The following is a 19,535-nucleotide window of genomic DNA, read 5'->3' as shown; positions in this document are numbered from 1 at the left end:
CCAAATGTTAATGTAATGAAATACTGGTTTCTTCTTTCCTTTAGCATATTGAGCTTCATTACTTATGCTCAAAATTCGCAAAATAGAAAGGCGCAAAGTTTTTTTGAAAAGGCTGGTCCATACATACAAAAACAAGATTATGCTTTAGCGGCGCAAAATTTGGAAAATGCTGTTCGTGAGGACAATCAGTTTCAGGCTGCTTTTATTCTTTTAGGTGATGTGTATCGATATCAAAAGAGGTATGTAGAAGCTAATAATTCCTTTCAGAAAGCGATTAGCATTAACAAAAATGTAGCACCTCCGGTTATTTTTAACCTTGCTGAAATGGAGTTTGCCACGCAGGAGTATGATAAAGCGAAACAAGATTTTAATGAATTTCTAACGCAAGACAGTTCTTCAGATCGGGCCAGAAAGGCAAGAAAGTATCTTTCAGACTGTGATTTTGCATCAATAGCGATAAAGAAACCTGTACAATTTAAGCCAACAAATCTAGGTAAGGGAGTTAATACAGCTGATGCTGAATATTTCCCTACTTTAACTGCCGATGGAGAAACTTTGATTTTTACCCGACAGGTTAATGGGAACGAAGATTTCTGGACATCTCAATTCAAGAACAATTCGTGGAATTTGGCAACGCCGTTATCGTCAAGAATAAACACCAGCCAGTACAATGAAGGGGCACAAACCATTTCCCCTGATGGAAAGTATTTGTTTTTTACAGGTTGTAACCGTCCTGATGGTTTAGGAAGGTGCGACATTTATGTTTCACACCGGGAAGGAAAAGATTGGGGCGAACCCTATAATATAGGTAAACCCGTCAACTCAGAATATTGGGAATCGCAACCTGCAATTAGTCCTGATGGACGCACATTGTACTTTATCAGTAACCGCCCTGGTGGTTCTGGTGGGTACGACATCTGGAAGAGTACAATTACTGATGATGCTAAATGGGGACCTGCAATAAATTTAGGGCCTCAGATTAATACGCCTTATGATGAAAATACACCCTTTTTGCATGCGGATGGGAAAACATTATATTTTTCATCAGATGGCTGGCCTGGATTCGGAAATAAAGATATTTTTTACAGCAGAATGGACGACGCCGGGAATTTTCAAAAACCTGAAAACATGGGATACCCTATAAATTCGTTTGATGATGAGAATGGATTGATTGTTAGTGCGGATGGAAATTACGGATTATTCTCTTCCAATTTAAAAGATGGTTATGGTGCCCAGGATATTTACAGCTTTGGAATTCCCGAATTGGCTAAGCCACTCAAAGTTTCTTACGTAAAGGGCATTGTTCGTGATAAAGACACGAAGAAAACAATAGAAAGCAATGTGCAAGTGATTGATTTAAAGTCAAATAAAACTGTTTTTGATGATTATACAGATGCAGAAACCGGGCAGTTTTTAGCGGTGATGCCTATCGGAAGCGATTACCTGTTTAATGTTAGTGCAGAAGGGTATTTATTCTATTCAGAAAATTTTGAGCTAAAAGCTGGAGACATTAACAAACCTTATGTTAGTGAAGTTTCCATAGAGAAGATTAAACAAGGTGGTAACGTTACTTTAAGAAATATTTTCTTCGATACCAATAAGTATAACTTGCTTCCGGCTTCTATAAGAGAATTAGATTTGTTAATCGATTTCTTAAATCAAAACCCTGGTGTTAATATCGAAATTCAAGGACATACTGATAATGTGGGTGATGCTAAATTGAATGATAAATTATCATTTAATAGAGCCAATGCAGTTTATGAATATTTATTGAAGAATAATATCGTGGTGAATAGACTGAGCTTTAAAGGTTTTGGAGCAAGCAAACCTATCGCTGATAATAAGACTGAAATTGGCAGAAAAAATAACCGCAGAACTTCGTTTGTAATTACCAAAATTTAAAATTCATAAACAAAGTTATTATTCTGAACACAGTGAAGAATCACTTTATGAGATGCTTCACTGCATTTAGAATGAAAATAACATTAAAGTATCGCTTGTCGAATTCTGATTAATTTGGTTAAAGTTTCTTCCAACAAATCCAAATGTAACATATTAGCACCATCAGATTTTGCATTAGGCGGGTCAGGGTGTGTTTCTATAAATAATCCATCAGCGCCCACAGCTATGGCTGCTTTGGCAATGGTTGAAATTAATTCAGGTTTTCCACCAGTAACACCACTACTTTGATTCGGTTGTTGTAAGGAATGTGTACAATCCATTACTACAGGAACACCGAAACTTTGCATTTCAGGTAAACCACGGTAATCCACAATTAAATCCTGGTAACCAAATGTGTTTCCTCTATCCGTTAGAATCACTTTCTCATTACCAGCCTCTTTAATTTTTTCAACTGCAAATTTCATAGAACCAGCAGATAGAAACTGACCTTTCTTTACGTTTACAACTTTGCCAGTATTTGCTGCAGCGATTAATAAATCTGTTTGGCGGCATAAAAAAGCAGGTATTTGTAATACATCAACATATGCAGCAGCCATTGCGGCCTCATCACTTTCGTGGATATCGGTAACCGTTGGAACACCGAATTCCTTAGCCACTTTTGCGAGTATTTTCAATGCTTTTTCGTCGCCAATGCCTGTAAACGAACTTCCCTTACTCCTATTTGCTTTGCGATAAGATCCTTTAAAAATATAAGGTATTTGAAGTTTATCTGTAATGCTAACAATTCTTTCAGCAATTCTCATGGCGATATCTTCGCCCTCAATTGCACAAGGGCCAGCCATTAAAAAGAAGTTACCTGAATCTGTATTTTTTATATTATCTAAGTAATTTAACATGTAAAAAGTATTATAGAAGATGTATGATGGATAAGCGAAAACCGGATAAACACAATTGAAAATAAGTAGTGTCAATATGAATAACCTGATACATCATCCATATTAACGCTCTTTTTGTATTAATTCCCTAATTCTGACATAAATTTAATGCGCATCAGTTGAATTTCCTCACGTGTATAGTCTGTTTCACCTAACTCATTAAGGGCATCATCAATAGAGTCGCTTTCAGCTGCACGGAAATAATCGAAAACTTCATCCTGTCTGTCATCATCAATTACTTCATCAATGAAATAATTGAGATTTAACTTGGTTCCAGAATTCACGATTGATTCAACCTCCTTAAGAATTTCTTCGTAGGTAATGCCTTTCGAATCTGCGATATCTTCGAGACCAATTTGCCTATCAATGTTTTGGATAATGGATACCTTCATTTGCGATTTATTAGCCTGGGTTTTAATGATCAGGTCAATTGGACGCTCAATGTCGTTATCCTCAACATATTTTTTTATCAATTCAATAAATGGTGCTCCAAACTTTATGGCCTTACCAGACCCCACCCCCGAAATTTGTTTTAATTCTTCGGTTGTTATGGGGTAATGCGTGCACATTTCTTCCAATGATGGATCTTGAAAGACCACAAATGGCGGCACATTTTTTTGCTTGGCTATTTTTTTGCGTAAATCTTTAAGCAGCTGCAATAAATGTGTATCCAACGCTCCAGTACCTTGCTTAGCATCATCATCGTCATCAACTGTACTCGTTTCGATGAGCTCGTTTAAAATAAACTTTAAGCTATACGGGTTCTCGATAAAATCTTTGCCTTGCTTGGTTAATTTTAACAGTCCATAGTTGTCGATATCCTTGAAAAGGAAATTATTTAATACCGCCTGGCGGATAACTGATTTCCACAGCAACTCACCATCCGTTTTACCAATTCCAAATTCAGGCACTTTGCTATGTTCATAGGCAATAGTTTGGGCAGTTTCTAAACCAAGAAAAACGTTTAATAGGTGCGCATCGTCAAATTTCTCTCCGGTTTTTTCGATGAACTTCAGCAAAATCGATAACTGTTCTTCAGCATCAAATTGCTTCTTGGGCTTTTTACAGTTATCGCACATACAATTACATCCGGTTTCATTAAAATTCTCACCAAAATAATGAAGAATTTGCTTGCGGCGACAAACCCCGGATTCTGCATAATCAATAACTTCTTTTAATATCTGTGTACCAATTTCACGTTCAGAAACCGGTTTATCTTTCATAAACTTAGCAAGCTTGTCTACGTCTTTTTGTGAGTAAAAAGCAATACAAACGCCTTCACCTCCATCACGACCTGCCCTGCCTGTCTCCTGGTAATAACCCTCCATACTTTTTGGAACGTCGTGATGAATCACAAAGCGAACATCGGGTTTATCAATGCCCATACCAAAAGCAATGGTTGCGACAATTACTTCGGCATCTTCCATCAAGAATTTATCCTGTGTTTCAGCTCTTACTTTTGGCTCCAAACCAGCGTGATAAGGTAAAGCACTAATTCCATTTAAATTTAAGGCTTCAGCTACTTCCTCCACTTTCTTGCGGCTCAGGCAATAAATAATACCAGATTTACCAGGATTAGATTTTATGTATTTTATAATCTCCTTGGTGATATCTTTTTTCGGGCGGATTTCATAAAAAAGATTTGGCCTGTTAAAGGACGATTTAAATAAAGTTGCTTCGGTCATCCCAAGGTTCTTCATTATATCTTGCTGAACTTTTGGTGTTGCCGTTGCTGTTAATGCAATAATTGGGATATTGTTTCCTAAACCCGCTATTACTTGTTTAATCTTGCGGTATTCAGGTCTGAAATCGTGCCCCCATTCCGAAATACAATGTGCCTCATCAACAGCTACAAAAGATATTTTAATGAGATTTAAGAACTCAATATTATCTTGTTTTGCAAGTGATTCGGGAGCTACGTATAACAATTTAGTTTGACCACTTAGCAGGTCAGACTTCACCTGGGTAATCTCTGATTTGTTTAGGGATGAATTAAGAAAATGAGCAATGCTGTCATTTCCACCAAATGCCCTCAGTTGGTCCACCTGGTTTTTCATTAATGCAATTAACGGAGAAATAACAATTGCTGTTCCTTCGCTCATTAAAGCCGGTAATTGATAGCAAATAGACTTTCCCCCACCCGTGGGCATTATAACAAAAGTGTTATTGCCTTCTAAAATATTTGTAATGATCGACTCCTGATCACCTTTGAAATTATCAAACCCGAAGAAATTTTGCAGGTTATCAAATAACGACTTTTTCACGTCCATTTTGTGTAATAAAATATGCGATGCTATTTTTCTATCCAAAATAACATAATTTTACAAGAAATTCAAGTATCAACAAACAATTTTTTTCTCTTTGAAAAGTAAAAAATCTATAATTCAATCGGCTACAAATACGCTGGAGCTAGAAGCGGCAGCCATTTTAAATGTTGCTAAAAACCTCAACGATGATTTTGAAAAGGTGGTTTCAGCTATTTTAAAATGTGAAGGACGTGTTATTGTAACCGGTATTGGCAAAAGTGCCATTATTGCGCAAAAAATAGTCGCAACATTTAATTCTACCGGTACTCCGGCTATCTTTATGCATGCTGCTGATGCCATACATGGCGATTTAGGGATGATACAACTAAATGATGTTATTATCTGTTTGTCGAAAAGTGGCAATACGCCAGAAATCAAAGTACTCATTCCACTGTTGAAATCGGCTGGAAATACCCTTGTGGCTATGGTGGGCGAGACGAATTCATTTTTAGGGCAGCAGGCAGATTTAGTTTTAAATACTTCAGTAGAAAAAGAGGCTTGTCCGCATAATTTAGCCCCTACAACAAGTACCACAGCGCAGCTTGCTATGGGTGATGCACTCGCAATATGCTTGTTGGAATGTCGGGAATTTAATGAAAGTGATTTTGCAAAATATCATCCCGGTGGTTCGTTGGGGAAAAAATTATACCTGAAAGCGGGTGATTTAGCCGCCTCAAATGAAAAGCCTTCAATAAAACCTTCAGCTTCTGTTAAAGAAGTTTTAATAGAAATTAGCAAAAACCGTTTAGGTGCTGTTGCTGTTATTGGTGGTAAAAATGAGCTTTTAGGTGTGATTACTGATGGTGATATCAGGAGGATGCTGGAAACAAATTCTGATATCGAATCTTTGAAGGCAGAAGATATCATGGGAAGAAATCCTAAAAGCATTCAGCGTGAATCACTTGCCGTTGATGCTTTAGATTTAATCAAAAGAAATAACATCACTCAATTGTTAGTTTTAGACAAAAATACCTATTTTGGCATCATACACCTACATGATTTGCTGAATGAAGGAATAGTGTAGATTTAAATTTAGAAATGAATAAAAATTTTTATGCTCTGATTATGGCCGGCGGTGTTGGAAGCCGTTTCTGGCCAGTAAGCCGAACCGAATATCCGAAACAATTTATCGATTTTTTTGGGGTAGGTAAAACATTGATTCAAAGTACTTACGAACGTTTTTTAAAAATTTGTCCGGCCGAAAATATTTTTATAGTAACCAATGAAATATATGCTGATCTGATCAAGAAACAGATTCCTGATATTACTGAAAATCAAGTGTTAGCTGAACCACTTTTAAGAAATACGGCACCCTGTATCGCTTATGGTTGTTTAAAAATTGCAGAATTAAATCCTGAAGCAACTATCGTTGTTGCTCCATCTGATCATACTATTGCCGATATGGATGGATTTATTACCTCGATTGAACAATCTTTAAATGCAGCATCACAAAACGATTGCTTGATAACTTTGGGAATAAAACCAAATCGTCCGGATACCGGGTATGGCTATATACAGCATACTGATCACGTTTTAAGCACTGATAAAGATTTACATAAGGTTAAAACTTTTACGGAAAAACCCAATCTTGAGCTGGCAAAATCTTTTATCCAAAGTGGTGATTTCTTATGGAATGCCGGTATATTTATCTGGTCGGCGAAGACTATCCTAAAGTCATTCCAAAAATATTTGCCTGATATGTATGATATTTTTAATGCAGGCAGAAACGAATTAAATACAAGCCGTGAGAAAGCTTTTATTGGGAATGCATATTTACAGTGTACCAACATTTCAATCGATTTTGGTATCATGGAAAAAGCAGATAACGTTTATGTTTTACCTGCTGATTTCGGATGGTCTGACCTGGGTACCTGGGCCTCGATTTATGAAATGGCAGAAAAAGATTATGTTGGCAATGCTGTTATTCCATCAGAACAGGTTATTATGTTCGATTCATCAAATTGCATGGTTAACGTACCGAAAGATAAACTGGTAATTTTAAATGGCTTACACGATTTTATAGTTGTAGAAAACAATAATATGCTTTTGGTTTGCCCAAGAGATGAGGAACAAAGGGTTAAAGAATTCGTAGCTGAAGTAAAATCCCGCTTTGGGAATAAATACATTTAATCCCTTAAAAATTTAATGATTTCACCAACATCATTTGGTTCAAAAGTCCTAACTGTTCTCAATATTAAACTTTGAGAAAAGTTAGGATTTGTTATATTTTGGGCTACCACTACAATCTTCGAATCAAGCCCTTTAATATATGGATTATACATTTCAGGAAAAACTTTAGACAAGGCTACTGCATTTAACCAGGCGGTATTTCGTGCGGTTGTAATGCTAAAATTAATTACAGATTCCTTACTTTTATTATCCACATACTTTAACAGTTTCATCGGCATACAGATTTCTTCTAAATCTTTCTGAACAACATTAATCAGGCTATCAATAATATCATTAATGAGATTAAAATCATTTTTAAGCAGATGAATATCTGACCCTTTACCCGTTTCAGCTGCTGCAACACCTAAATCAAGATTGATGTGTGCATTCATTCCTAGAAGTAAATGCTGAATTACCGTGTACGGATTTAAAGTTGCTGAAAATGCTGCGTTCCATGAAGCTGTTGTAGGTATTTTCTTCGATTGCTTATAGTATGCATCAAGATATCTGTTTGCGAAAATAACATCAAGCTTTTCCATTCTTGCTCCATCCTGAAATAATCCGTCAGCTATACCCTTTTGAACAGCGACGGTCATCTTCCGATATAAGCAGGCAAAATAGCCTATTCTTGATTTCTTTAAAATACTTTCTTTGATAATTTCATCCAGATGTGAAATTACCTCTCCAATAGTAGTAGCTGGTTGCATAGCGATAATTTATTGTTAATAAAATTAAAAATAATTATCTAACAACCAGTACCTTAAATTAAGATGTTCTTTGTCGGATAGCTTCGTATAAAATTACACCTGCAGCAACTGATACATTTAGCGATTCGATTTTTCCAGCCATCGGTATTTTTGCTAGATGGTCAGCAACCCTTAAAAGGTCGTTCGAAATCCCCTCATCTTCCGAACCCATGATAATTGCTGTAGGCAACGTGTAATCAGGTGCGTAAATAAAGTCACTGGTTTTTTCAGTACAGGCCACTACCTGTAATCCACTTTCCTGAAGGAAAAGACATGTTTTATGAAGGTTAGAATGTCTGCATATTGGAATGCTAAACAAAGCCCCTGCCGATGTCTTAATGGCATCTGCATTAATTTGTGCTGCATTTTTTAATGGCACTACAATGGCATGCACCCCTACGCAAGCTGCTGTACGGGCAATAGCGCCCATGTTTCGTACATCGGTAACACTATCTAAAACCAATATTAAAGGCACCTCACCCTTTTCGAAAATTTGTGGAACAATATCATCAATATTTTGATACGTAATTGGAGAAATTACAGCGATAACACCTTGATGGTTCTTTTGCGACATTCTGTTCAGTTTCTCTACAGGGACAGAATTTAAAGGTATTAATGTGCCGGATAGTAATGCTTTTAATTCAAGAAATAAGTCACCACCCAATCCCCTTTGCACATAAATTGTTTCAATATCTCTTCCGGCTTTTATTGCTTCAATAACAGCTCTGATACCAAATACAAATTCATTATTCTCTTTTACGCGTTGTGGTCTTCTAAAATTATCCATGATTAAAAATTGTTAGGCAAAAGTATTCAAATAAATGCATAGCCACTAATCTATCGCTTCCTTATTAACATTTAATTGTTTAAAAATTTTTACTATTTCTTAAAAGCCGAAAATTTTAATCGAATTCTATGTCAACTTGTTAACAAACAACTTAAAACTTGTTAAAACAATAGGCGTAACTTTTAACTACTTTTGTTGTATGAGTATCGAAAACGAACAAGGCGGAAAAGGCAATCTTACATCCAGAAAGGCTAGATTAACAAATACAGTAAGCTCGATGGGTAAGCTGCCTCCTCAGGCATTAGATTTAGAGGAAGCGGTTTTAGGCGCATTAATGCTGGAAAAAGATGCTTTATCTGCTGTAATTGATATTCTTAAGCCTGAAATTTTCTATCAGGAAGCACATCAAAAGATTTTTGCGGCTATTCACATGTTGTTCGAAAAATCGAAACCAGTTGATATTTTAACAGTTACTTCTGAGCTGCGTCAAATGGGTACCCTGGAAATGGTTGGTGGTGCTTACTATATCACCAATTTAACAAATCGTGTAGCTTCTGCTGCAAATATCGAATTCCATGCACGTATCATTTCGCAAAAGTATATCCAGCGGGAACTCATCAGGATTTCTACTGATATTATTACCAATGCTTACGAAGACACCACTGATATTTTCGATTTACTGGATCACGCAGAGAAAGGATTGTTTGACATTGCACAAAACAACCTTCGGAGGGATACGCAAAAAATGGATGATATCATCAAGCAATCCTTGGCAACACTCGAAGAATTAAGAACTAAAACAGATGGCTTAACGGGTGTACCTACAGGTTTTACTGGCTTGGATCGAATTACCGGAGGATGGCAAAAGCAAGATTTGGTAATTATTGCTGCTCGTCCGGCGATGGGAAAAACAGCATTCGTTTTAACCTGTGCCAGAAATGCTACTGTCGATTTCCAAAAACCTACCGTAGTTTTTTCATTGGAGATGTCGTCAGTTCAATTAGTTAATCGTTTGATATCTGGTGAAGCCGAAATTGAGCAGGAGAAAATCAGGAAAGGTAATTTACAGGAATGGGAGTGGCAGCAGTTACACAGTAAAATTGGCCGTTTAACCGAAGCCCCGCTCCTTATTGATGATACGCCGGCTTTAAATATTTTTGAGTTCAGGGCAAAATGCCGAAGACTTAAGTCGCAATATGATATTCAATTGGTAATTGTCGATTACTTGCAGCTGATGCACGGTAAAGGCGAAGGTGGAAAAGGCGGAGGTAACCGTGAGCAGGAAATTGGTAGTATATCAAGAGCATTAAAATCGGTTGCTAAAGAATTGGACGTTCCGGTATTGGCATTATCGCAGTTGAGTCGTGCAGTAGAAAGCAGGCCAGGATTACAAGGAAAACGGCCAATGCTATCCGATTTACGTGAATCGGGTTCAATTGAACAGGATGCGGATATGGTTTTATTCCTTTACCGTCCTGAATATTATGGTATTACCGAAGATGAGCAAGGAAGGTCTCAGGCTGGTATTGGTGAAGTAATTATTGCTAAACACCGTAATGGTGAAACCGGAATTGTTCCATTGAAATTCGTTGGTAAATTCGTGAAATTTGCCGATCTGGAAGAAGATTTCACAGCACCATCTTCTTTCTCTGCCGATCCTGCCGCAGGTATGTACCCATCACAGGATTTTGAAAAACAAAGCAATGTAATCATCCGTCCTTCTAAAATGGATGATTATAACGATGATGATCCTCCATTTTAGAAAATGCATAATGTAATAAAGAAAATTTAATGTGAATTTAAATTTTCTTTATTACCATCTTCCAGCAATCAAAACAAATAACCAATTAAGATTCCGGCTAATACAATAATTGGGGGACTGATTTTAGTGTAATTAAGTAAAAGAAATGTAGCCAGCATTATTCCTAAAAAAAGCCAGTTAAAACCTATTGGGATAATTAAAAGAATAAAGGCGGCGATAATAAAACCCACACTTACAGCATTAATTCCTGAGAGACTGTGGCGTATTCGCGATATTTTTTTTAGATCATCCCAAAAAGGCACAATAAAAAGAACAAGAATTAAACCAGGCAAATTTATTCCGATTACGCCAATCAAACCACCGAGTATTTGCCCCCACATTCCATAGCCAAAATTTTTCATGCTCAATGCGCCAAGGTAACTGGTAAATGAAAAGGTTGGCCCTGGCAAAGCCTGTTGTAGGGCAAAACCCGATAAAAAACCGGTTGCATGTAAATAATGCTTCATCTCTACAAACTCAGTGTACATTAGTGGAACAAGTACTTGTCCGCCACCAAAAACGAGAATTCCATTTCGGTAAAAATTTTCCAGTAAGCGGATGGGTAAACTGAATGGAGAGGTTCTGTTTATGATGGCACCTACCAAGGCAAATAGCAGCAACGCACTGAAAAAATAGATTAACTTCTTTGGGTTTACGTTCGAGAATAACTTAACCCTTAGTTCCGTTTCTTCTTTTGGTGTTTCTATTGCTGATGAGATCATTCCGCCGAGTAATATCGCCAGAGGAAAAACATACGCGTTTCTCAATACCAAGGTTGCAACTACCGCTGCAATTGATAAGAATATCGACATTTGCGACGATAGTACTTTTTTTCCCAATTTAAAAGCCGCATAAGCTACAATTCCTAAGGCAATAGGCTGGATATATTCGAGGATATCAACAAATTTTTGTTTCGAATCAAGCAAGGCATAGCTGATTGCAGCAAAAGTCATGATTGCTGCTGTTGGTAAAATCCAGATTAAAAAAGTGATGATTGCGAGCCTGAGCTTACCTACTTTCCATGCTATACCAACCAGCGTTTGTGTTGATGCTGGCCCGGGTAAAACCTGTGCGAGCGCATTTAATTCTAAAAGTTCCTCTTCGGTTATAAACTTGGAACTATGTACGAAATATTTTAAAAGTAAAGCGAGATGTGCCTGCGCACCTCCGAAAGAAGTAAAAGTGAAAAATACAACATTCCGGAGAAAAAGCCATTGCTTTTTAACCAGTAGCGGTTTAGCCTGCATTTGTTAAAATTTAATCATCTTCGTAATCCAATCCTGCTGCAACATTATATGCGCCCTGTAATTCAGAAAAAGCATGCATATCACGCTTGTTCCTTGCTACAAGCATACCTTTCTGATAAACCTCAATTGCCTGCTCTTTCTTGCCATCTTTTTCGTAAAGCTTGCCCAAATGGTAATATGTACCTACATAATCCGGGTGTTTATCCGTTAGCTGAAGGTAAAAAGAATAGGCATTTTCCTTATCGTTTTGGCTGTTATACTCTGTTGCTAAGGCATATAGTATGAACGGATCATTTGGATCGCTTTCCAAAAATTCTAATAACTTACTTAAACGGGTAGATGACATTTTAATTCCTTGCTTTTTTAATTAAATTTGCAGAAAGACCTTATATAAAAACGTAATTATATGAAAATATTAGTTTGTATCAGTAACGTGACCGACACGACGACAAAAATAACTTTTACCAACGATAATACCGAATTCAATACTGCGGGTGTACAATATATTGTTAATCCTTACGATGAAATTGCTTTATCAAGAGCAATTGAACTTACAGAAGGTGGAAAAGGTACGGTAACTGTAATAAATGTAGGTGAAGCAGCAAACGATCCTACAATTAGAAAAGCCCTGGCTATTGGAGCTGATGATGCGGTTAGAGTAAATGCTGCACCGAGAGATGCCTATTTTGTTTCAAAACAAATTGCAGAATATGCGAAAGACAAAGATTTTGATATTATTTTAACAGGTCGGGAATCGATTGATTATAACGGTAATCAGGTTGCTGCAATGGTTGGCGAATTTTTAGATATCCCGTCTATCTCAATCATTAAAAAATTAGATACTGATGGTACTTCTTCAACAGTTGAACGTGAAATAGAAGGTGGAAAAGAAGTAGTTACTGTTTCTGGTAAATTTGTTGCAAGCTGTGCTGAAGGTGTTGCTGAGCCAAAAATCCCGAATATGCGTGGTATTATGTCGGCAAGAACAAAGCCCTTAACTGTTGTTGAAGCGGTTTCAATTGATGAAGTTACAAAAGTAACAAAATATGAAACCCCTGCCCCTCGTGGTACAGTAAAATTAATCCCAGCCGATCAGACAGCAGAATTGATTAACTTATTACACAGCGAAGCTAAGGTAATCTAAACCCAATACTTCTCTGGTTTGAGAAGTAAGGAATTTCATTAAACAATCAAATCGTTTACACAAATCCCCACTGGGGATAAAGAAATAAATATATGTCAGTATTAGTATATGTAGAACAAGCAGAAGGTAAATTTAAGAAATCGGTTTTTGAAGCTGTTTCCTATGCCAAAGCGATAGCCGATCAACAATCAACTAATTTAACAGCAATTTCTATCGGTAATGTAGCTGAAAGTGAGCTTAAAGAATTAGGAAAATATGGTGCTTCAAAAATATTAAACGTTAGTGCCGATCAGTTAAAATCTTTTGTAAACCAGGCTTATGCAAGCGTTATAGCTGCAGCAGCTGAAAAAGAGTCGGCTGATATAGTGGTGCTTTCAAACTCTTTCTCTGGTAAAGGATTAGCGCCACGCATTGCCGTAAAATTAAAAGCAGGTTTAGCAGATGGTGCGGTTGAATTACCTGACACCAATGGTGGCAAATTTGAAGTTAAGAAAACTGCATTTTCGGGTAAAGCATTTGCTGTTACCGCATTAACATCAGCCAATAAAATTATAGCTTTAAATCCCAATGCATTTGGTGTTAAAGAAAATCCTGTTGATGCAGTTATTGAAACCTTCTCTGCGGATATTAAACAATCAGATTTGGGTACGGTAATTAAAGATATTGTTCGGGCTACGGATAAAGTTTCTTTGCCAGATGCAGAATTAGTAGTTTCTGCCGGAAGAGGATTAAAAGGCCCTGAAAACTGGGGAATGATAGAGGAGCTTGCTGGCTTATTAGGTGCAGCTACGGCTTGTTCAAAACCGGTAAGTGATGCAGATTGGAGACCACATTCGGAACACGTAGGACAAACAGGTATCGCCATCAGCCCTAATTTGTACATCGCAATTGGTATTTCTGGTGCTATTCAGCACTTAGCGGGTGTAAGTTCATCAAAGGTTATTGTTGTAATTAACAAAGATCCTGAAGCACCTTTCTTCAAAGTGGCCGACTATGGTATTGTTGGAGACGCTTTTGAAGTGGTTCCTAAATTAATTGAAGCATTAAAAGCACATAAGGGATAATTGATTCTTGTCATCATGTGCCTGTTAAATTATTAAGTTAAAATACTTTGGCAAGCTCGACATGACATCAGCAAATATGAAAAAAGTAAAATTAGATATCGTAGGCTTATCTTACAGCCAAACTCAATCAGGTGCTTACGCTTTGGTTCTAGGCGAAGTGAATGGTCGCAGGCGTTTGCCGATTATTATTGGTGCCTTTGAAGCGCAAGCCATCGCCATCGAAATTGAAAAAATGACACCGAGCAGGCCATTAACTCATGACCTGTTTAAATCAATGGCTGAAACTTTTCATATCAGCATCCAGGAAATAATTATTTATAATTTGGTTGATGGTGTTTTTTATGCAAAACTGATATGTAGCGATGGTAAGAATACGCATGAAATTGATGCTAGAACATCTGATGCGATAGCACTGGCTGTAAGATTTGATGCTTTAATTTATACCTACGAATTTATTTTAGCTTCTGCAGGAATAGTTATCGAAGGCAATGATTTTCTTTTTCTTGAAAACATGGATAGTATTGCAAAAGAACCCGAAGCTGATACAATTCCAATTACAACAAACCAGCAAGGTTTTAGCGATTTAACCCTCGAAGAATTACAGCAAAAATTACAGGAGGCAATTGCAGAAGAAGCTTACGAAAAAGCTGCTAGGTTAAGGGATGAACTCAATAAAAGAGGTAAATCCTAGTGAAAATCTAGAATGATGCCAATAAATATTCATTAAAACAACCCGGACCCAAATTATTTAAAACAATTTGGGTCTAATTTTTAATAATGTTTTAAAATAGTTCTATATTCAGCCTTTACAAAACAAACTAAATTATTATTATATGAATGTTAAGTTTCGCTTAACGATTATGAGTTTCATGCAATTCTTTGTATGGGCTGCCTGGCTAATAACTATAGGGAATTATTGGTTTGGAACCAAGCAATGGGATGGTGCCGATTTTGGAATTATCTTTTCTACAATGGGAATTGCTTCTTTATTTATGCCTACCCTTACAGGCATCATTGCTGATAAATGGATTAATGCAGAGAAACTATACGCTGTGCTGCATATTTTTTATGCCGGCGTTATGTTTTATCTACCACAAGTAAATAACCCGCATACTTTTTTCTGGATAATATTATTGGCTATGTGTTTTTACATGCCAACAATAGCATTAAGTAATTCAATAAGCTATACTACGCTAAAAAATAGTGAATTTGATGTCGTTAAAAGCTTTCCGCCAATACGGGTTTGGGGAACAGTAGGTTTTATAGTCGCTATGTGGATTACCAACCTGACTGGAAATAAAGCCAGTGCAAACCAATTTTATATTGCAGGAATAAGCGCTTTGGCTTTGGGTGCCTACTCAATCACTTTACCGGCTTGTAAACCATCTAATTTAATAAGCGAGAAAAAAACATTAGTACAAAAACTAGGTTTAGAATCTTTTAAGTTATTCTCTGATTACAAAATGGCTTTATTCTTTGTATTCTCCATGTTTTTGGGAGGAGCTTTACAATTAACAAATGCCTATGGAGATGTGTTTCTTGATGAATTTAAAATGTTTCCGAAGTATGCAGAACTTTATGTAGTTAAGCGATCAACCTTAATATTGTCAATTTCACAGATATCTGAAACACTGTTTATCTTAGCTATCCCTTTCTTTTTAAAGCGTTATGGAATCAAAAGAGTAATGGTAATTTCAATGCTGGCCTGGGTTTTCAGATTTGGATTATTTGCATTTGGTAATCCTGCCAATGGCTTATGGATGATAATAATGAGTTGCATTGTGTACGGAATGGCTTTTGATTTCTTCAATATATCTGGTTCATTATTTGTTGAAACTTCAACAACACCCAAAACACGTTCATCTGCACAAGGTATGTTTATGATGATGACTAATGGTTTTGGCGCAATATTAGGAAGTTTAACTTCAGGTTGGATTATAGATAAGTATTTCACAAAAGCTTATACCAGCATACAGGAAATAGCTTCTTTGGTAGGTTCTGATGCCAGTAACAAGCTTTTATTAGATTTTTTAGGTTCGAAAGGAATATCAGTTTTAGATAATGGACAGCTCAGTAGAGCCATACCTGTTAAAGATTGGCATAGCGTATGGTTAACATTCGCTATCTATGCATTAGTTATTACTGTGTTGTTTGCACTGCTATTTAAACATAAACATACCAAAGCCGAAGAAAAAGCTATTGACGCGATTACTCATTAAAATTATTACGCTCCAAATTACCATATGTCTGCCGGAAAATATAGAAAAGAACATAATTGTTTAAACTGTGGTGCTCATGTAGAAACCCATTATTGTAGCAGTTGCGGTCAACCTAATTTAGAATTAAAAGAAAGCTTCTGGGGCTTTATCAGTCACAGTATAGCCCATTACTTTCATTTCGACAATAAATTTTTCCAAACCCTCACCCCGCTCCTCACTAAACCCGGACAAGTTACCCTCGATTATTTAGCTGGTAAAAGAGCAAGGTACATTAATCCGGTGAGTATGTATATTTTTGTTTCAATTGTATACTTTTTGGTGGCGTACTCTCCTGAGCATAAAAAGAAAGAAGTAGATCATGACGATACGCATACCAGAACCGAAAAAAAAGCTGCATTAGATACGGTAAACAAAAGATTATCTGAAGCAGGTATAAACAATGATGAATCGCCTATTGTAAACAAAGTTAAACAAGGGATTATCGAAGATTTCGATAAAGAAGAATTTAAAGAACTCAGCTTTCAGGAACAAGATGTTGTTCTGGCTGATTTAAAGAAGAATTATAAAGCAAACAGAACAGATTCACTTAAAAAGATTATTTCGAAGTTTTCAGTCATTCACGATAACAGGAATGATAGCACTTATGATGCTTATTTGGCACGGCAAAAAAGATTACCGATCATTGAACGTGACAATTGGTTTGAGCGGCTCGTGAAAAAACGTTCCATTACTATTGGTGCCAAATCAGAAGTTATTCAGGAAACAATGGAGCATAACCGCCCTAAACAGTACTTCTTGTTAATGCCTTTATTGGCGCTGTTCATTATGTGGAATTTCAGAAGGAACCATATTTATTACCTGGATCACCTGATTTTCACCATTCACGGAATGACCGCTTACTTTATTGTTTCCATATTTACTCAGCCATTAATTAAGTATGTTTTTGGAACCAATACGATTATGACTACCATATTAGAACTTGGTGTTGTTGCGTGGATTTTATGGTACATGTTTAATGCCCTTAAAGTATTTTACCAACGCAAAAAGGTTATCGGTAAAATGATCATGATTTTTATTCTTTACTACGTGGCTTTCAGCCTATCAGAAATGGTTATGTTAAATCTAATCTACTACGTAGCTACCTAAATTAAGATTACGAAAAATAATAAAAAGCCCTTCGAAATACTATTCCGAAGGGCTTTTTATTGAATTATAAAATTATGAACTATTATTATTTTCTGTCTTTGATGGCAACGAAATCTCTATCTGTTTCGCCAACATAGATCTGACGCGGGCGACCGATCGGCTCTTTGTTTTCGTGCATTTCTTTCCATTGTGCTATCCATCCTGGTAAACGGCCCAATGCAAATAATACGGTAAACATTTCTGAAGGGAAACCTAATGCACGGTAGATAATTCCAGAATAGAAATCAACGTTTGGATATAATTTTCTGTCGATGAAATACTGATCGGTCAAGGCTGCCTCTTCTAATTTCTTAGCGATATCTAAAATCGGATCATCAATACCTAAGTTTTCAAGAATATCATCACAAGCCTTTTTGATAATTTTAGCACGAGGGTCGAAGTTTTTATAAACCCTGTGTCCAAAACCCATCATACGGAAAGGATCGTTTTTATCTTTAGCCTTAGCAATCCACTTTTCAGTATCACCACCATCAGCTTTAATCAATTCCAACATATCAATTACAGCCTGGTTAGCACCACCATGAAGCGGTCCCCATAAAGCCGCAATACCTGCTGCAACAGAAGCGTATAAATTACAGTCAGAAGAACCTACAATTCTTACTGTAGATGCTGAACAATTTTGCTCGTGATCTGCATGAAGAATTAATAATTTATTCATTGCACTTACTACAATCGGATTTACCTCATAATCTTCAGTACGTTGGCCAAAAGTCATCCAAAGGAAATTGGTAACGTAGTCGTATTTATTTTTAGGATAAATAAGTGGGTGGCCTAAAGATTTCTTATAAATAAAAGATACAATAGTTGGCAACTTAGCCAATAATTTAATGATGGTTAAGTTTTGCTCTTCAGCGGTTTGGTTAGGCTTTAAACATTCCGGATAAAATGTTGATAAAGAGAAGATTAACGAACCCAACTGACCCATTGGGTGAGATCTTGACGGATAACCATCAAAAAACTTTTTCATATCTTCATGAATAAGCGTATGCTTACTGATGTCTAATTGAAATTCATCAAGTTGTGCTTGTGTAGGTAGCTCGCCGTAAATAATTAGATAAGAAACTTCTAAAAAGCTCGATTTTTCAGCGAGTTCTTCGATCGCATAACCTCTATATTTTAAGATGCCTTTTTCACCATCTAAAAAAGTGATTTTACTTTTTGTCGAACCAGTATTTTTAAAACCAGTATCTAAAGTTACAAAGCCCGTTTGATCCCTTAATTTTGAAATATCAATGGCCTTTTCATCTTCCGTTCCTGTTATTACTGGCAATTCTATTGTCTTACCATCAACTTTGATCTCTGCAATATCTGACATATTATTGTATTATGTTTATAGCTTTCTAAATTATATAAAATTAATATACATGCATAACAAATCTGTTAAATTAATATGAAAATTAGGTCTGTATGACGTAACAATCATGATTAATTTAAGATTTACCCTGCTTTTCTCATTTCGTTTTAATTTCTTCTACCACCCTGCCACATTCAAGCATCTCTTTACCATAATAAGGGTTTCTGATTTCTTTTTCTTTTGACAGCCAATCGCCACCATCACCTTTATTTGCCATAGGGCAATGTTGAACATAAATTGTTCCGCTTTCAATTTCTCCAGACTTTATAAAAGCAATTAAATCCATACTTAATGCCGTAAAATCCTTTCTTTGAAAAGCAATATTATTAGTTTCTGAAATTTTCTTGGCTATGCTTGCTGTACTTTCACAGCCTTCGTAAGCGGTAAGGCTTTGTTGTAATTTTCCAGCCAATTTTTGTGCATCAGCAGCTGATGAGTTTACCAATGCATTTTTTAAATCTACATATTGATTAAAAATTTCTGACTTCTTTTCATCCTTAATTACTACATCAGTTTTAGCTGTTGAATCAGCCTGGATAGAATCTTTGGTTTCAACAGTTTTCTGCTCTGCCTGATTACATGCCATGAGTGCTGTTAATATCGCGATTCCGAATATTCGTTTCATTGTATTTGGTTTTGCGCTCAAAATAGCAAT

17 protein-coding genes are annotated in these 19,535 nt (G+C 36.4%); 9 read left to right on the top strand and 8 right to left on the bottom strand.

The features are described from left to right. Positions 1–15 precede the first annotated feature (15 nt). Complete coding sequence (locus R2R71_RS00760; protein ID WP_316829326.1) at positions 16–1,902, top strand: OmpA family protein; 1,887 nt, start codon at positions 16–18, stop codon at positions 1,900–1,902. Between the two features lie 83 nt (positions 1,903–1,985). Here R2R71_RS00760 and kdsA read toward each other — a convergent pair whose 3' ends face one another. Then, positions 1,986–2,798, bottom strand: coding sequence for a 3-deoxy-8-phosphooctulonate synthase (gene kdsA / locus R2R71_RS00755; RefSeq protein ID WP_316829325.1), 813 nt, complete (start codon positions 2,796–2,798; stop codon positions 1,986–1,988). 119 nt (positions 2,799–2,917) lie between these two features. Then, positions 2,918–5,107 carry a DNA helicase RecQ gene (gene recQ / locus R2R71_RS00750; protein ID WP_316830227.1) on the bottom strand — a complete coding sequence of 730 codons (2,190 nt, stop codon included), beginning with the start codon at positions 5,105–5,107 and terminating at the stop codon, positions 2,918–2,920. A gap of 91 nt (positions 5,108–5,198) precedes the next feature. Here recQ and R2R71_RS00745 point away from each other — a divergent pair, with 91 nt between their 5' ends. Both R2R71_RS00745 and R2R71_RS00740 read left to right on the top strand, forming a co-directional pair. Further along, positions 5,199–6,167 carry a KpsF/GutQ family sugar-phosphate isomerase gene (locus tag R2R71_RS00745; protein WP_316829324.1) on the top strand — a complete coding sequence of 323 codons (969 nt, stop codon included), beginning with the start codon at positions 5,199–5,201 and terminating at the stop codon, positions 6,165–6,167. 14 nt (positions 6,168–6,181) lie between these two features. Beyond that, the gene (locus tag R2R71_RS00740; RefSeq protein ID WP_316829323.1) at positions 6,182–7,273 is read left to right on the top strand and encodes a mannose-1-phosphate guanylyltransferase; all 1,092 of its coding nucleotides are present in this window, start codon (positions 6,182–6,184) and stop codon (positions 7,271–7,273) included. Here the strand turns inward: R2R71_RS00740 and R2R71_RS00735 are convergent. Next, complete coding sequence (locus tag R2R71_RS00735; protein ID WP_316829322.1) at positions 7,270–8,019, bottom strand: DUF5995 family protein; 750 nt, start codon at positions 8,017–8,019, stop codon at positions 7,270–7,272. The genes R2R71_RS00740 and R2R71_RS00735 overlap by 4 nt on opposite strands. Positions 8,020–8,077: 58 nt before the next feature. Continuing rightward, positions 8,078–8,845, bottom strand: coding sequence for a 23S rRNA (guanosine(2251)-2'-O)-methyltransferase RlmB (rlmB, locus tag R2R71_RS00730; protein WP_316829321.1), 768 nt, complete (start codon positions 8,843–8,845; stop codon positions 8,078–8,080). Positions 8,846–9,044: 199 nt separating this feature from the next. Between rlmB and dnaB the strand changes: the two genes are divergently transcribed. Further along, a complete protein-coding gene (gene dnaB, locus R2R71_RS00725; RefSeq protein WP_316829320.1) occupies positions 9,045–10,607 on the top strand; it encodes a replicative DNA helicase in 1,563 nt (520 codons plus the stop codon). Between the two features lie 68 nt (positions 10,608–10,675). Here the strand turns inward: dnaB and chrA are convergent, their stop codons facing one another. Continuing rightward, on the bottom strand, positions 10,676–11,893 hold the full coding sequence (chrA, locus tag R2R71_RS00720; protein WP_316829319.1) for a chromate efflux transporter: 1,218 nt from the start codon (positions 11,891–11,893) through the stop codon (positions 10,676–10,678). 10 nt (positions 11,894–11,903) lie between these two features. Beyond that, positions 11,904–12,239: a tetratricopeptide repeat protein gene (locus tag R2R71_RS00715; RefSeq protein WP_316829318.1), complete on the bottom strand. Its 336-nt coding sequence runs from the start codon at positions 12,237–12,239 to the stop codon at positions 11,904–11,906. Between the two features lie 60 nt (positions 12,240–12,299). On the opposite strand from R2R71_RS00715, the gene R2R71_RS00710 reads away from it, so the two are divergent. The 5 genes from R2R71_RS00710 to R2R71_RS00690 all read left to right on the top strand — a co-directional run bounded on the left by R2R71_RS00710 (position 12,300) and on the right by R2R71_RS00690 (position 17,466). Then, complete coding sequence (locus R2R71_RS00710; RefSeq protein ID WP_316829317.1) at positions 12,300–13,037, top strand: electron transfer flavoprotein subunit beta/FixA family protein; 738 nt, start codon at positions 12,300–12,302, stop codon at positions 13,035–13,037. A gap of 92 nt (positions 13,038–13,129) precedes the next feature. Next, a complete protein-coding gene (locus R2R71_RS00705) occupies positions 13,130–14,101 on the top strand; it encodes an electron transfer flavoprotein subunit alpha/FixB family protein (RefSeq protein ID WP_316829316.1) in 972 nt (323 codons plus the stop codon). Between the two features lie 76 nt (positions 14,102–14,177). Next, on the top strand, positions 14,178–14,792 hold the full coding sequence (locus tag R2R71_RS00700) for a bifunctional nuclease family protein (protein ID WP_316829315.1): 615 nt from the start codon (positions 14,178–14,180) through the stop codon (positions 14,790–14,792). Between the two features lie 142 nt (positions 14,793–14,934). Next, positions 14,935–16,320, top strand: a complete 1,386-nt coding sequence (locus R2R71_RS00695) for a nucleoside permease (protein WP_316829314.1) — start codon at positions 14,935–14,937, stop codon at positions 16,318–16,320. A gap of 24 nt (positions 16,321–16,344) precedes the next feature. Next, complete coding sequence (locus R2R71_RS00690) at positions 16,345–17,466, top strand: DUF3667 domain-containing protein (RefSeq protein ID WP_316829313.1); 1,122 nt, start codon at positions 16,345–16,347, stop codon at positions 17,464–17,466. Between the two features lie 85 nt (positions 17,467–17,551). On the opposite strand, the gene R2R71_RS00685 is transcribed toward R2R71_RS00690, so the two are convergent. Then, positions 17,552–18,841, bottom strand: coding sequence for a citrate synthase (locus tag R2R71_RS00685; RefSeq protein WP_316829312.1), 1,290 nt, complete (start codon positions 18,839–18,841; stop codon positions 17,552–17,554). A 136-nt stretch (positions 18,842–18,977) separates the two neighbouring features. Next, the gene (locus R2R71_RS00680) at positions 18,978–19,505 is read right to left on the bottom strand and encodes a DUF3347 domain-containing protein (protein ID WP_316829311.1); all 528 of its coding nucleotides are present in this window, start codon (positions 19,503–19,505) and stop codon (positions 18,978–18,980) included. Positions 19,506–19,535 lie beyond the last annotated feature (30 nt).

The sequence above is a fragment of the Pedobacter aquatilis genome (assembly GCF_032678405.1).
GTDB classification, from domain to species: domain Bacteria; phylum Bacteroidota; class Bacteroidia; order Sphingobacteriales; family Sphingobacteriaceae; genus Pedobacter; species Pedobacter aquatilis_A.
This window is presented reverse-complemented; position numbering and strand designations above follow the sequence as displayed.

Coding starts and splice junctions, on each gene's coding strand:
- R2R71_RS00685 (WP_316829312.1), bottom strand. CDS start 18,841: ATGTCAGATATTGCAGAGATCAAAGTTGATGGTAAGACAATAGAATTG.
- R2R71_RS00715 (WP_316829318.1), bottom strand. CDS start 12,239: ATGTCATCTACCCGTTTAAGTAAGTTATTAGAATTTTTGGAAAGCGAT.
- rlmB (WP_316829321.1), bottom strand. CDS start 8,845: ATGGATAATTTTAGAAGACCACAACGCGTAAAAGAGAATAATGAATTT.
- R2R71_RS00690 (WP_316829313.1), top strand. CDS start 16,345: ATGTCTGCCGGAAAATATAGAAAAGAACATAATTGTTTAAACTGTGGT.
- R2R71_RS00735 (WP_316829322.1), bottom strand. CDS start 8,019: ATGCAACCAGCTACTACTATTGGAGAGGTAATTTCACATCTGGATGAA.
- R2R71_RS00700 (WP_316829315.1), top strand. CDS start 14,178: ATGAAAAAAGTAAAATTAGATATCGTAGGCTTATCTTACAGCCAAACT.
- R2R71_RS00680 (WP_316829311.1), bottom strand. CDS start 19,505: ATGAAACGAATATTCGGAATCGCGATATTAACAGCACTCATGGCATGT.
- R2R71_RS00760 (WP_316829326.1), top strand. CDS start 16: ATGAAATACTGGTTTCTTCTTTCCTTTAGCATATTGAGCTTCATTACT.
- dnaB (WP_316829320.1), top strand. CDS start 9,045: ATGAGTATCGAAAACGAACAAGGCGGAAAAGGCAATCTTACATCCAGA.
- R2R71_RS00705 (WP_316829316.1), top strand. CDS start 13,130: ATGTCAGTATTAGTATATGTAGAACAAGCAGAAGGTAAATTTAAGAAA.
- R2R71_RS00740 (WP_316829323.1), top strand. CDS start 6,182: ATGAATAAAAATTTTTATGCTCTGATTATGGCCGGCGGTGTTGGAAGC.
- kdsA (WP_316829325.1), bottom strand. CDS start 2,798: ATGTTAAATTACTTAGATAATATAAAAAATACAGATTCAGGTAACTTC.
- R2R71_RS00710 (WP_316829317.1), top strand. CDS start 12,300: ATGAAAATATTAGTTTGTATCAGTAACGTGACCGACACGACGACAAAA.
- chrA (WP_316829319.1), bottom strand. CDS start 11,893: ATGCAGGCTAAACCGCTACTGGTTAAAAAGCAATGGCTTTTTCTCCGG.
- recQ (WP_316830227.1), bottom strand. CDS start 5,107: ATGGACGTGAAAAAGTCGTTATTTGATAACCTGCAAAATTTCTTCGGG.
- R2R71_RS00695 (WP_316829314.1), top strand. CDS start 14,935: ATGAATGTTAAGTTTCGCTTAACGATTATGAGTTTCATGCAATTCTTT.